The 14,103-nt window shown below is 58.2% G+C and carries 10 protein-coding genes and 2 pseudogenes; 4 read left to right on the forward strand and 8 right to left on the reverse strand.

What is annotated here, in order from left to right; genetic code table 11:
• Positions 1-33: 33 nt before the first annotated feature.
• Together QOS90_RS07360 and QOS90_RS07365 are read right to left on the reverse strand one after the other, a co-directional pair.
• Positions 34-696: an RraA family protein gene (locus QOS90_RS07360; protein ID WP_085273784.1), complete on the reverse strand. Its 663-nt coding sequence runs from the start codon at positions 694-696 to the stop codon at positions 34-36.
• 59 nt (positions 697-755) lie between these two features.
• Complete coding sequence (locus QOS90_RS07365) at positions 756-2,105, reverse strand: MFS transporter (RefSeq protein WP_085273785.1); 1,350 nt, start codon at positions 2,103-2,105, stop codon at positions 756-758.
• Between the two features lie 176 nt (positions 2,106-2,281).
• On the opposite strand from QOS90_RS07365, the gene QOS90_RS07370 reads away from it, so the two are divergent.
• Together QOS90_RS07370 and QOS90_RS07375 are read left to right on the forward strand one after the other, a co-directional pair.
• Positions 2,282-3,181 (forward strand): LysR family transcriptional regulator, encoded by a 900-nt coding sequence (locus QOS90_RS07370; protein WP_085273786.1) that lies wholly within the window; start codon positions 2,282-2,284, stop codon positions 3,179-3,181.
• 99 nt (positions 3,182-3,280) lie between these two features.
• Positions 3,281-3,946, forward strand: coding sequence for an RraA family protein (locus QOS90_RS07375; protein ID WP_085273787.1), 666 nt, complete (start codon positions 3,281-3,283; stop codon positions 3,944-3,946).
• A gap of 75 nt (positions 3,947-4,021) precedes the next feature.
• On the opposite strand, the pseudogene QOS90_RS07380 reads toward QOS90_RS07375, so the two are convergent.
• The 6 genes and pseudogenes from QOS90_RS07380 to vasI all read right to left on the reverse strand — a co-directional run.
• Positions 4,022-4,551 (reverse strand): annotated as a pseudogene (locus QOS90_RS07380) (helix-turn-helix domain-containing protein); the annotation flags it as partial.
• A gap of 34 nt (positions 4,552-4,585) precedes the next feature.
• Positions 4,586-5,041, reverse strand: coding sequence for a hypothetical protein (locus QOS90_RS07385; RefSeq protein WP_085273788.1), 456 nt, complete (start codon positions 5,039-5,041; stop codon positions 4,586-4,588).
• Positions 5,038-6,063: a hypothetical protein gene (locus tag QOS90_RS07390; RefSeq protein ID WP_085273789.1), complete on the reverse strand. Its 1,026-nt coding sequence runs from the start codon at positions 6,061-6,063 to the stop codon at positions 5,038-5,040. The genes QOS90_RS07385 and QOS90_RS07390 overlap by 4 nt, the downstream gene beginning before the upstream one ends.
• A gap of 10 nt (positions 6,064-6,073) precedes the next feature.
• On the reverse strand, positions 6,074-9,682 hold the full coding sequence (gene tssM, locus QOS90_RS07395) for a type VI secretion system membrane subunit TssM (RefSeq protein WP_085273790.1): 3,609 nt from the start codon (positions 9,680-9,682) through the stop codon (positions 6,074-6,076).
• Positions 9,679-11,145, reverse strand: coding sequence for a type VI secretion system protein TssA (gene tssA / locus QOS90_RS07400; RefSeq protein WP_085273791.1), 1,467 nt, complete (start codon positions 11,143-11,145; stop codon positions 9,679-9,681). The genes tssM and tssA overlap by 4 nt, the downstream gene beginning before the upstream one ends.
• Positions 11,133-11,672 carry a type VI secretion system-associated protein VasI gene (vasI, locus tag QOS90_RS07405; RefSeq protein WP_256577483.1) on the reverse strand — a complete coding sequence of 180 codons (540 nt, stop codon included), beginning with the start codon at positions 11,670-11,672 and terminating at the stop codon, positions 11,133-11,135. Before vasI ends, tssA begins: the two co-directional genes overlap by 13 nt.
• 356 nt (positions 11,673-12,028) lie before the next feature.
• Between vasI and tssB the strand changes: the two genes are divergently transcribed.
• Positions 12,029-12,532, forward strand: coding sequence for a type VI secretion system contractile sheath small subunit (gene tssB, locus QOS90_RS07410; RefSeq protein WP_085273793.1), 504 nt, complete (start codon positions 12,029-12,031; stop codon positions 12,530-12,532).
• 17 nt (positions 12,533-12,549) lie between these two features.
• Positions 12,550-13,323, forward strand: a pseudogene (tssC, locus tag QOS90_RS07415) (type VI secretion system contractile sheath large subunit); the annotation flags it as partial.
• Between the last annotated feature and the right edge of the window lie 780 nt (positions 13,324-14,103).

The raw sequence follows: 14,103 nt of genomic DNA on the forward strand, positions 1-14,103 counted from the left end.
CCCCTGCACCTGCAGGGGTCAGCACAATGCCACTTAGGACTTGCGTTGCAAGGTGTGGTAATTCAGCGCTTCGCGCGCTTGCTTGAGGGTGCGCCCTTCGCTGATCAACGCACGGATATCCGCTTCGACTGCTTCGATCTGACGGGCAACCTGAGCAACCTCTTGCGCCCGCTCACGGGGCACTACAACGACGCCGTTGGCATCGGCAACGATGATGTCACGGGAGCAGACACGGGCCTGGCCGATGGAAACCGGCTGGTTGACCGATTCGACCTGGACACGGTCCTTGCCTGTGCGCATGAAGCGCCCCTGGGTAAACAGCGGATAGCCATCGCCCAAGGCCTTGTTCACATCGCGGCAGACGCCGTCGATCACCGTGCCAGCAATCTTCCGGGCCCCAGCATACTGGGTCATGATATCGCCCCACACGGTGCAGTCGGTGCGGCCATCATTGTCGATCACCACGATGTCGCCCTCAGCGACCTCTTCGATGAAATCACCAACGGTGCCCGGTGGCACGCTCGCCGATACGTACTTCACCGTGAACGCCGGCCCCACGACCACCTGCTTGTAGTTGTCCAGCGGCATCACACCAAAGCAATGGCCAGGCAGGCCGAGCTTGTCCAAGGCATCCGAGACGCCGGGCGTATCCAGGCCTTCGAACAGTGCGACCAGCGCTTTATCTTCTGCGTGCATCATTAGCTCCTTTCAAACAGACGGATTGATCACAACGGGTGACACCACAGGCCGTGAGGTCACGCCTTTTGGGTCTTCGACACCGGCTCCAGAATCGTCAGCAACAGCACAAAGCTGGCGAACGAACCCATCGCAAGGTAAGAGAACACGTAGTTCCAGCCATAACTGTCAAGCAACAAGCCGGTCAAAAACGGCGTCGCCGCAGCCCCCAGCTGCCCGACCATGTTGACGATGGCGTTGGCGACGGGGAACGTCTGCTTGGTCGCCAGTGCCATTGGGTAAACCATGTAAGAAGAGAACCCGAAGCTCAGCACGATGCCGGTCGCCATCAGCAACAGGCCATACGAGAACGGGTCGGCAGGCGAATGAATCAACAGGTACATCATCACCGAGGTACCCAGCGCTGAGAGCAGCATCCCAGGCTTGCGCCGCCCGCCCAACCAGCGGTCCGAGCAATAGCCGCCCAACAAGTTGCCCAGCACTGCCCCAACCCAAGGCGCAGCCGAGACCAACCCCATATTCATCAACGAGAAGCCTTTGACGGTGATCAGGTAGGTGGGGATCCAGGACAACAATACGCTGGAAACACCCAGCTGGAAGCAGTACGCCAGCGCACTCCCCCAGATCAACCACGAACCGAAGACCTGGCGCTTGGTCTCCAGCGCCGCTACCTCGCGCCGACGAATGAAGAAGTCCAGGCGCTCGAAGCCTCGCCCTGAGGTCGTCTGCACGGTGGGTTCAGTGCTGGCGACGTTTTCGCGCGGCGTTTCGTCAGTGATGTAATCAAGCTCCGCCTGATTGACGAAGCGGCTTTTCGAAGGGTGGTCGGCAATCAGAAAGTACCAGGCGATCGACAGCAAAATGCCCGGCACGGCGAAGAAATAGAACACCTCGCGCCAGCCCCACACCGCGATGATCACGGCACACAGCGGCGGTACGATGACCGGGCCGAACTTGACCGCAGACAGAAAAATGCCTGAAGCAATGCCCTTTTCTCTCGGGGGAAACCAGTTGTTGATGGTGGTGGTCATGCTGATCGGCAGCGGCCCTTCGGCAAGGCCCAGGCCGAACCGATAGATTTTCAACGCCAGCAGTGAGCCTGCGGTACCTACCAACCCGGTCAGCACCGACGTCATGACCATGGCGGTCGGCAAGATCCGGCTCACGCCCAGGCGGCTGAAGGCCAAGCCTGCCGGGATTTGTGCCAAGGCATAAGCCAGCAGGAACAGGCTCATCAGCCCACCCGCTTCGGCGTTGCTCATCTCGAACTCTTTGCGAATAAAAGGCAGCGCCACGCCGAGATTGGCGCGGTCGGCGGCAGCGATGGTGTAGATCGAGAAGATCATGCCAGCCACGATCCACCGGTAACTGCTGCGCCCTTTGGCATAGGCAACTTCAGCGATCGACATAGGTACATACCTTTGTTTTTGTAATTCGGCGGTAATCTAGGCGCCGCAAAGGTAGAAAAAAAGCGACAAATACTCACCACTTATCATCACTTTTAGTGGACAATCGCTTTCATTCACCTGCCTTGAAATCACTTCGGGGCCGCTCTGAAACGGGCTTTTCACACCTGGAGCACGCGATGATCACGCTGAAGCAAATCGAGGCCATCTACTGGATTGTCGAGCTGGGCAGCTTTGAAGCAGCTGCCGCCAAACTCAATATGTCTCAATCGGCGATCTCCAAACGCGTGCAAGAGCTCGAGGATGCCTTTGGCGTAGCCATCTTCGACCGCTCGAAACGCAGCGCCCGGCTGACCCAAAAGGGCTTAGAGCTACATGGCTGCGCCGTTGAAATGTTGCGCCAGCGGGATAACCTGCTGGAGCGCATCAGCTCGAAAGAAACGCTGGTCCGACGCTTCAGGCTCGGCGTAACGGAACTCACGGCGCTCACGTGGTTGCCGAACCTGGTCGATCAGATTCACCAGACCTACCCCAAGGTCGATCTGGAACCCTCGATCGAGTTGAGCACCGACCTGTTGCGCCGGCTCGAGGCTGACGAGCTTGACCTGATCATCGTGCCTGACATCTTCCGCGATGCCCGCTTCATCAGCACCCCGCTCGCCTCTGTCGAAAACGCGTGGATGTGCTCACCCTCGCTGTACCCGAGTGACGCCCCCATGGACTTGCAATCGCTGTCGTCTTTTACGGTACTCACCCAGGGAGGCAGCTCAGGCACCGGAAAAACCTACGAACGCTGGCTGGCGGAACATGACGTGCGGCTGACCAAGACGCTCACCAGCAACTACCTGGTGGCACAAGTCGGGTTGGCGATTTCGGGTGTCGGGCTCAGCTACCTGCCCAGGCAATGCATGAGTTCGATGATCGAGCAGGGCCGTTTGAAGGTCGTACAAACCGACTTGCCACTGCCGCCGATCAGCTATGTCTGCGTGCACCGGGCTGACCGCTACCAAGGGCTCAGCAATGAAGTGGCGCGGTTGGCGCAACAGGCCTGCGACTTCACCCGGCTTATCATCACCTGAAGCGATGTTTTTTGATCAATAAATATCGCTAAAAGTAACGGCAGTTCTCTCCTACTATCGACCCATACCCCACTGGGTCAAGTCATTCAGGAGATTGTCATGCTGTTACCCGGGTCTCGTATCCTGCCGTCGCCAACACTCGCCCCTGCGCATGTGATCGAATCGTTCCGATCGGTCGTCACGCCGCACATCAGCGACAACCTGGGTCGACACATTGGCGCGCGAGGGCTTACCCGCTACAACACCTCGGGCAAGCTGGTCGGCACTGCGCTGACCGTCAAAACGCGCCCCGGCGACAACCTGTTCATCTACAAGGCACTGACGCTGCTCGAACCCGGTCACGTACTGGTCATCGATGCCCAGGGTGACACCAACAATGCGGTCATCGGCGAGTTGATCAAGCTCTACGCAGAGCAGCGTGGCTGCGTCGGTTTCATCGTCGACGGGGCGATTCGCGACGTTGAAAGCTTCAAGACCAGCCCTTGCTATGCACGGGCTGTCGTGCACTGCGGCCCTTACAAGAGCGGGCCGGGCGAAATCAACGTGCCGGTTTCGATTGGTGGCATGCTCATCTCACCCGGTGACATCATCGTTGCTGACGAAGACGGCATCGTCGCCTTCCCCCAGAACCTGGCTGAACTCGTGCTAGGCAAAGCGCGCGAACACGAGGCTCACGAAGAGGCCGTCAAGGCAGAGATTGCCACGGGTGCACTGGACCAGTCGTGGCTCGACAAGGTGCTGGATAAAGCAGGCTTGTCGAACTGAAGTGAACTGAATTGCCATTCCAGGCTAGCCGGCTCCCCCCGTGTTAGTGTGGTGTTTCAGAAATACCACTAAAAATTACTTGCCCAGTGCCCGTGCCGCACGGGCGACTGAGGCAAGGATGTCCTCGGCCTTTTTTATACCACCGAAATGGCTTCGGGTTTTGGTTGTGGGTTTCCAGATAGTGCTCGATCGACGCTTCAAGATCCTTGACGCTGACACGGGCCTGGCGCTTGATCCACTTTCCGCTCAGCGTTGAGAAAAATCGCTCAACCAGATTCAGCCATGACGCCGAAGTCGGCGTGAAGTGGATGTTGTAGCGTGGCCTCGCCGCAAGCCATGCCCTGATCTTTTCGGTTTTGTGTATTGCGTAGTTACCCACGATTCGGTGAATCGGCATCTCAGCAGGGACTTATGCGTAGGCCCGTCTCACGGCTCATCCGTCGCGTGCTCCAGTGACTGGAATCGTCGGGCTTACCCTGCAATACCTGATTTACTACTTGCTGAACTAACTCATCCGAAATGGTACGAGGGCGGCCAGGGCGCGGCTCATCGCTCAAACCCAGCACTCCCAATTTTGAGAAGCGTTGGCGCCAGCGTGACACGACAAGGGTGACAGCTAGACCGAAGCCTGATGCGCGCTTACGTGCAATCATCAAGCATCTGCTCAGGCGTCAGCGCAATGGCCACCGTCACCTCACTACACACTGCTGTGCGTATCTCCTCATAGGCCTTGCGTGGCAGCAAGCGCTTGGCATGACGCATGAACAGTGCTTGCTCCGACAGTTGGGTCAGCAAGGTCAATCTTCGTCGCTCCTCCTTTTGCTGGAACTGCGCCAGACCACGATCAACCCGAAGTCCTGCCAACTCCTTCTTGGCCATGATGATCGCGTAGTTGATTCTTCTCAGCCACTGGGTGTCCAGCGCCTTACGCCCTGCGTGAGCCTCCTGCCGGGCGAGCTTGACCTGTTCACGCATCGAGGCAATTTCCGAGACCAAAGTGGCTTCCCGACTGAGCATGTCGACAAGGCGGCAACCTCGCTCATGTTGTTCCTTTGCCAGCCGATCGATGACCTCCCCCAGTACACCGCTCGTCATCGCTGGACCTCCCGAGATGGGCTGAGTGAATAGTCCTTGTGGATCATCTCCCCTGTCGCACTCGGATTAACAAGCGCCGGCCTCACCCACACCATCCGATCCTGCAATCGTCGAATGTGCCCCCGCCGCAAATGCCCCCTTGGAGAGGCATGATGACCGCCTGCGCTAGCAGCCCCACTTCGGGGTGCCTCGACCTCAAGCACGTGGTAACTGAAGAACGGCGGTTTGCCTTTGGCCTTGCGTTTCTTGTTCAACAGACTGGGAGCAGCAACGTCGCCCAGGCGCACATTGGCGCAGTTCAGCATCACGCTGGCTTGCAGGAAGGCCCCGACCTCTTCACGGGTTTCTTTGATAATGCATGCAAGGGAGCTTTCAAGCCCAAGCTCGACACAGCAATGATCGAACTTCTCGGGCATGAGAACCGTAGGCGCGACATTGAATTTTTGTAGCCTGGAACAGGCTGGGTTCACCTCCAGCAACCAGTCGCTGGCCAAGCGGTCTAACAATGTCGCCTCCTCTGGCACATAGTCTGCCACCTCGTTCTGATGGGGAACAAACACGCCACCTATCGGCAGGGTCCATCGACTCGTCGCGTCATTCCAATACAACGAGTACACCACCACGCCACCATGCTCCTCTTTGAGAAACTTTCTGGTATCGGGCAGCAACTCAGCCAGCTCAGGCCCCATAGTGACGCACAGGGCGATGCGCTTTGTTGAACGGTGACAGCCTGGCTTATCCTCGCCTTCGTTGCCGACGAACACCCAGGGTGATTCCAGCGCTACCACCGGAAAGGGCAGTCTCGCCAAGTCCAGATGTGCCTGGCGGATTTCGCCCATATCAACCAGCTCAGCGCAGTTGGGCAGGATAAACTTCACACTTTCACGCAAAAGCCTCACCAAGACGTGATGGGCGTGCAAGATGCCGGGCATATCCTTACGCACGGTACGCATGCCTAACTCCAGTTGCTCGATGGCCTGCGTACAGTAATTCAACGCTTTTACACGCTCTTCCGTTTGCATGAGCTCCCCCTTATAAGCCGGCCTGCGTGGTCGGCTCCAGCTTGGGCGATTTCTGCAACAACCCTCGTGGCAACTGGAAGCCTTTGAAAGGTTCTTGCGTGATCGGGTTGAAGGCCTTCTCCGCGTTGAGCCTGTAACGCATCACGCCATCGCCGGTCCTGAAACTCAGGTCCACGCTGGTCGCCGTACGCCCGTTGAGCGATCCACGGCTGAGCAAGCGGAACATCGACCAGGGGCCACGGTATTCAAGGCTGCTGCTATTGCCGTTCTGCCTGAGCAAGGTCAGGTTGCTGCGCACCTGCTGCCCCAAAGTATTAGGCCAGACAATCCCGGTGATCTGACTCGGGCCATGGGTGTAGGAAATCAGTTGGCCGTCCAGGTCCAACAAGCTTGTGCGCTGATTGGCACTCAACCCCAACGGCTCGATGCTGAACTGCACGCTCAGGTTGCCGCGCTGATCAAAGAAGGTCTCGCGGATACGATCTGCTCGCTCCAGCTGTTCGAGCACATCACTGCGGATCAGTGATTGCCCCTGCTGGCCGGCTTGCAGGGCTTCGAGGTTATCCTTCAGGAAGACCTTGAGGTACTGATCATGAAACTGCTGTAGCCGCCCTTTCGGCCCGAAGAAAGCCTCGAAATCATCCAGTGAGGCATCGGGTGCCCTCACCACGAAGGGGTAGCGTCCTGCCAGCCGCTGCTGGAAGAAGCTAAACACTTCGGCATCCCAGCGCCGCTCCAGCTCGCGTAGGGCTTCGACATTCAGCACTTGTGCTGTTTGATCGGCAATCTTCCTGACCTGATGGTTGATGGGCTCCGGTATGCCAGTGGCCACCCGCTGCAGGGTGCCGATCGGGTCTTGCCCTGTCATCGAGAATCGCTGATGCACGGCCTGCAGTGCAGCCTTGCCTCTGTCGGGGCTGTCTTGCACCGCCTTGGCATATTCGTGCACGGCCGCGATGGCGCCATGGGTTTCATCGTAGTAGCTGGGTTTCTCACCGGTTGCCTGTAGCATGGCACTCAGCCCGGCAAAAGCCCGCTGAATAGCCCATGCCTGCTGTTGCTCGGGGTTGCTACTGTTCGGTCGCAACGCGTCGGTCTCTGCAGGGGACTCAACGCCCACGGGTGATGAAAGTGATGTGTTGTCCCTTACAGTATCCAGCAGCCGCTGCAGCGGGGCCGTTGGACCGGTGAACTGCTGCAGGATAGCCACCCCATGATCCAGATCGCGGAAGTCAGCCACCGAAATTGCGTTCAAGGCACGCCGCCAACTGTCAATGAAATCGGCGCTGTACAAGTTGCGCAGCCGCTCGCTCAGCGCCTCCCGGTCAGCGTCCGAGTAATCAAGCTGGCCGCGCTCGCCCAGTGCCCATTGGTCGATCATCGCCATGTCGGCAAACCGCTGACTGCGCGGCTCAAAGTAATCCTTGAAGCCTTTGGCGGTGAGCATCGATGCCAGCAAGACGTCATCGTCCTTCCTGGAACTGCCAGTTGACTGATACACCACATCAAAGGCCGGCCCCACCTGCTGACGCAGATCCAAACCGGTGTGCAGCTGTTCCGCGGCCTGCTGTTTCAGGCTCGCATAGACCCGCTCTGGCAGCGGCACTTTGCGCAGAACCTGCTGCACCTCGGCGATACGCTGGTTGTACTGTGGCAGTTCGGTATCGGCATAGGCCAACGCGTACTTCAGGTGCTGCATGAGGTCGCGTTGCAGTTGCCCCTGCCCTGGGAAACGCTGCTGCCACTGGCGTGCCATCCAGTCTTCGACCCATTCGGGCCGGCGGTTCTGGCGATCCTCCAGCATGCGGTAAACCCTGAGTGCAGCCATCTGCTGCTCACTGCCTGGGGGCGCCGCGTTCATGGCATCGATCACACCACTGGCCAAGGCCGGCAGGAAGCGTTTGGAAAGCAAGCTCAGGTAGGCCTCGTCGACCGTAGGGCCGATGGCACGCCCTTGGTACAACCCCAGGTCAGCAACACCCGGCCACGCAGCACGATAGTCACCAAACACCGAAACGGCATCGCGGATCTGGTCCAACGGCCCCAGCAGGTTGCGCCCGGTCGGATCCAAACGCTGGTCCACTTCGTGGTGGCTGTATTCCTTACTCTTGGCGAGCACGTTGGCGGCTTTGGCACCATTGATATCAAAGAAGCGCTGCCAACTGGCGAGGCCGACACAGACCGCCAGGACGCCCACAGCGGAGCCGACCCAGAGCAGCTGGCGCTTGCTGCGCGCCACTTTGATGTTGTCCCCGGCAAGGCCGGCTTCCTGATAGATGACCCGTCTGAACGCGTGCTGGATGAAATAGGCCAGCGCCTTGCCTTGCGCCTTGCCCTCACGCAGGGGGAGTTCCGTCTTATAGGGTTGTGCCGCCTCACGCACGAACGCATTGAGCATGTCGCCCTGCTGCACGACCGAAGACCAGTACACGCCACGCACCAAGGCAGGCGTAGTGAAACGATCGCTTGCCAGTGTTTCTTTCAGAAAGCCCAACAGTATCGGGCGCAGCCCGATCAACTGGGCATGTAACGAGAACAAGCGAGCTCGCAGTGGCGCACCGCCTACTCCATCGAGTCGGTCCACCACCTGCTCAAACAATTGACTGATCAACCGATCGTAATGATCGCCATATTCATCCAGCCAGGCATCGAACGTGCCGACCGCATCCAGTTTGAAGGTAAAGCCCAGCATCTTTTCCCGCGTGCCAGCGGGAAGCCCGGCGTACAGCTGGTCAAAACCGTCCAGCAGATCGAACTTGGTCAGTACCACATACAGCGGCAGGCGCGAACCCAACTGGCTACTCACTTCATACAGCCGCGTGCGCAGCACATGCGCCAAGGCGACACGTTGCTCAGGCGTGCCATGCAACAGCGCAGGCAAGTCGACGACCAACAGCAAGCCGTTGAGGGCTCTCTGGCTGCGGTTGCGCAGCAGCCAACCCAACAAGTGCTGCCACAACCTGGCCGGAGTGGCGGGAGGAACTTGCGATGCGTCTGCTTCCTCGGCTGACAGAACTGACCGCGATGCTTGACTGATGAAAGTGCCCGGAGGATCGATGATCACCGCATCGTTGCTGACCCACCAACCGATCGGGTAGGCCAGCGCTTGCGCTTGTCGGCCGCGCGCCTGTGCTTTGTCGATGCGGGTCAGAGAGAAACTTTGTTCGGTACGGTCGATGAAGCTGGTCTTGCCTGCCTGCTGGTCGCCCAACACCAGGTACCAGGGCAATCGGTACAAGGCGCGTCGCCCACCCGCATTGTGCAGAAACCGCGAAAGCCCTTGGTCCAACGCCTTCTCTTGCGCTTGAACGAACGGCAACGCTCGGTCCAGTTCGGCGGCCACTGCCTGATTGCGTTCTGCCTGCAAGCGGCGAAAACGCCTGCGCAGCACAACAAGCCAGCACAGCAGTGGTACCAGCACGAGTACCAGACTTGCCAGCCCTCGATGGGCCACGCTGGACAACGGCTGCTGCTCACGCCACGTCCATTGCGGACCGAGCCACCAGATGGCAACGAGCATCAGTGCAGCCCCCAGCCCGAGCAGCAGCGGCATGGCCAGACCGATACGGGTCACCAAGGGCAAGCCCCAGCGTTTTAGGTGCTTCCATAGTTGATTCATCGTGACTCCCGTTCCTTGTTCCGATCAGTCTGCATGTGCGGTGCCGCATACTGCTGAAGACGTTGAAACACCTCCGGTTCCCAGGCGCTTGCGGTGGTTTCCTGCATCGTTCTGGCTACACCTGCGCACAAGTCGCGGGCCAACCAGGACACGCCCCGAGCGGCCAACAGGTCAGCTGCAATGACGGTGGTATGGCAGCGTTCGCGGGGGGCGTGGAGCTCCGCCTGCATCCCCTGCAACCTGAGCAAAACCGGCTCCACGCCGCCCGTTTCCAGCTGGCTGACTAATTCTTCGCGCAGGCTGACAAACTCATGGGTGGCCGCCCCCTGATCGGATGTACCTTGTGTACCCTTGAGCCACGCCAGGCTTTGGTCATCGACAAATACCCTGCCGTCGCTGAAACACAGCTGCTGCAGCGCTGGCATGCGCTGCACGAACCGCGCAGTCGCAGCGCGAATGGCCTCGGCCACCTCGCCCATGGCCAGCCGCGTGGCAGCGGTTGCCGCCAGGAAACTGCCGCGTATCCAGTAGGGGCAAGCCGTCACGCTCTTTTCGATCCGCAGAAGCAATGCCGCGTCAATCGCGCTGCTCGAAATGGCCTCTTCATAATCACTGGCAATATCCTGAGGCACTGCCATCAGCTCTGTGCGGTTGCCTTGCTTGGTTTGAGGCGCCGCCTGGATATGGGCCCACAAGCCGAACCGCCGTAGCTGGTAACCGGTCGGGTCATACGGGTCCTGCTGATTGATCTGCTCGGCCATAGACAGCACGGCCCTTCGTGACTCACGCTCGTTGCCTAGCGATACGCGCGGCATCGGTGTAGCGACGACCTCGGCCAGCGGTACGGGCTTGATGCTCGCCGCAGAGGCCTTGACCGTGGCCGACTCGTCCACGCCGTTGGCAAGCTCTGTGTGTTTGTCAAGCAGGCGCGTCAGTTCGCCCAGGGCTGCTTCATCCAGCTGCGCAGCAGCTTGCTGCTGTTGCAAACGCTGCAATGCGTCCTGGGCCGCCGCCGCATGAGCAGGGCTGTAGGTGAAGCGGTCCAGCCGTGGCAGCGCTTCGATCAAACGATTGAGCATCAGGGCAACCAGCTTGCGTTTGCCCAGGAAGCCTTTAGGGCCAGGTTTCGGGTATGAGCCTTCCCAATACTGTTCGATTAGGCCAGCGAGCATTGCCAAGGTAAAACCCCATCGCTCCCAGCATCGGCTACGCAGCCAGGCGGCACTCAGATGCGCGGCGATGCGCAAATGCTTGCACTGCTCACCCAGGTACTGACGAGACGCTTCTTCGATGTAGGCCCAGTCGATGGAAGCCTCCTGCAGCCCACCCAGCTTGACCATCTCCTGGTCAATGGCCTGGTACGTTTCGTCCTCCACGTCGAACAGGCCGGCAGGGTTATGCGCGTCGATGGGGGCAAGCAACCGAGTAATTTCCTGTGCGATGACCTCGGCTACCAGCGACATGCTTTGCGCGCCTCATTGATGAGTGGATCCAACCCCTGAGCGTCGAAAACCAGGCCGTCAACGGCTCGGTTGTCGCTCTCGACGTGAATGCGATGAGCCCCAATCAGTTGCTTGATCTGCTCGATACCCGGTAGGCCTCGCCCGGCATCGAGCACTTGGCCGTTCTCCATCACCTGCCATGGCCTGGTGGTGGTTGCACCGCGCTCCCCACGCAGGCGCACGTTGACACGGCCTGTGTCGATAGGATGCGCGGTAACCAGCTGCAGTCTGGAGATGCTCTGCACACAACTGATCACCAAGTAGGGCTGAGGGCTGGCCGAAGCAATTGCAGGAGCTGAAATCATCATCCCGTCGTCCCCGGAACTGAGACGAAACATCAGGTCCTCTGGCGGGCGCCCCTGTTCTTGGGCCATCACGCGGCGCAACGTGGGCGCATCCTGCTCCTGTGCTGACCACTGTCGATTCGTCGTGAGCCCCAGGGTACCCGCCGCCTCATCGAAGCACGCCAAACGCTCAACATTGGACACGATTCGCGGACAGTCCCGCGATTCCGTCGCTAAGGCGGGCGTCGAGCAAAACAGCAGTAAGAGCCAAACTCCATTTGCATATCGAACATTCATCCCATTTCAACTCTCTTAAGCACGCGCACAGGCAATCACCCGATCACCCAACAGCGAAAAGAGGCTAGTACACGGAGACAGATACATACAAGAAATTATTCTGTTACATATTTAAACTCGACCCACGGCATTTTTTAAGCGCATGGTTTTTAGCAACACGACATTCAAGCCTCGAAAGCTTGAGCAGCACGCGTTTAATATTAAACGTCAACCTGTAGGACCCATCCTACATATAAGCCTGGCGCTAGCAAGGATATATACCCATGACCAAATCATCCGGTTCCGTCGCACCCAAAGAACGCATAAACATTAAGTACGTACCCGCCAACGGCGATGAGCAAGCCGAAGTAGAGCTGCCGCATAAGATGCTGGTGCTGGGTGATTTCGGCCTTGATGACACGCGCGCTTTGGAAGACCGCTCGGTCATGCGCATCGATAAACACACCTTCAACAATGTGCTGAACGATGCCGATGTCAACTTGGCCTTGTCCGTACCCTCCGTGCTCAGCACAGCCCCCGATGCGGAACTGGCGATCAACCTGCAGTTCAAGTCCATCAACGATTTCGGGCCAGACAGCATCGCCCGCCAGGTCCCGGAGCTGAACAAGCTGCTGGAGCTTCGCGAAGCATTGGTCGCCCTGAAAGGCCCGCTGGGCAACGTGCCCACGTTCCGCAAGCAATTGCAGCACCTGCTAAACGACAAGCACGCGCGCAAACAACTGGCCCAGGAACTGGACCTGGTGCTTGAAGCGCCAAAAGTAGACTGAGACAACGGAGCGTCCCCATGCCGAAGCAAAACAGCACGACCGTCGCGGTTGAAACAGTGACCGAAACGCTGAGCAACGCCACCCTGCTCGACCAGATCATGGCGGAAACCAAGTTGGTGCCCACTCAAGAGGGTTATCAAGTCGCTCGCCAGGGTGTATCTGCCTTTATTGCCGAAATCCTTAAAAGCCATGACCCAGATCAATTAATCAACAAACACCGTGTCGATCAAATGATTGCGGAGTTGGATCGAGTGCTCAGCAAACAGATGGATACCATCCTGCATCAACCTGAGTTCCAGCAACTTGAATCCGCGTGGCGCAGCCTCAAACTTTTGGTTGACCGAACAGACTTCCGCGAAAACATCAAGCTTGACGTCTTGCATGTCAGCAAAGACGACCTGCTCGATGACTTTGAAAATGCGGCCGACATTACCTGCAGCGGTATCTACAAGCATGTTTACACCGCAGGTTATGGCCAATTTGGTGGTGAACCCGTTGCAGCAATGGTCGGCAATTACAGCTTCGGGCCCTCTTCTCCAGATATCAAACTGCTAAGTTACATGGCCTCGGTCGGCGCCATGGCACACGCACCTTTTCTCGCGGCGCCCTCTCCTGAATTCTTCAATTTGAGCAGCTTTGAAGAACTCCCCAATCTCAAGGAGATCAAGGACATCTTTGCCGGCCCGCGGCATGCCAAGTGGCGCGCGTTCCGTGAAAGCGAGGATTCCCGTCATGCTGGGCTGACCGGACCTCGCTTTATGCTCCGCTCTGCCTATCATCCGCAAGAAAAGATGTTGTTTGGCGAACTGATCGACCTGGCCTACGAAAAAATGGGGGCCTGGTTCCTCGTCAAAAAGCTCGGCGGGCTAGCCACCCGCTCCGTGCTCAAGAACATCATCGGCGGTGTTGCCGGAACGACCGGCGTCGGGCTGGTAGTCACCGCCGGAATGGCCGCGTGGACCTTGACCGATGTCATCGACACCGCCACGGAAGTTGCCGAAATGCTCGGGCCGCAAGGCCAGGAAATCCTCGCTGATTTGATGGACCTGGACAATCTGCAGGCAAAAATCGAAGCCAAGGCGGCAGCCTACAAGAAGGAACCGGACAAATTCCTGGCAGAATTTATGGAACTCCAGGCCCGACGCAGCCCCTGCATCAGCGCACGCAAGTGCATGCTAGTCCCCTATAACAATTCTAAAAAGCCGCAAGTTAATAAAGGCGAAGGCTGTTGTCCGGGACAAACTGGACACCATGTGATACCCGATGCAGCGATGAAGGGAAACTCTTGCTATAGCGGGAAAGGTGGAGCGCCCACGATTTGCCTAGAAGGTACAACACAGCGACATGGAAGTCATGGGAAAGCTCATGAACGATTAGAGAAGATATTAGAGGATCAAGGACTTGCCAACGGAGATACTACTTCTTACAAAACCATACGCGACTCCTCGATTGAAGCCATTCAAACTGCAGGCGCGGCACACTGCAGTAAAAAATGTTTGCAAGCACAGCTAGATAACTTTTACAACGCATGCAACAAGGGCGACCAAAAAAACATATCAGCCCACTCCGGC

The sequence above is a fragment of the Pseudomonas sp. LAIL14HWK12:I10 genome (assembly GCF_900184205.1).
In the GTDB taxonomy this organism is placed as follows: domain Bacteria; phylum Pseudomonadota; class Gammaproteobacteria; order Pseudomonadales; family Pseudomonadaceae; genus Aquipseudomonas; species Aquipseudomonas kermanshahensis.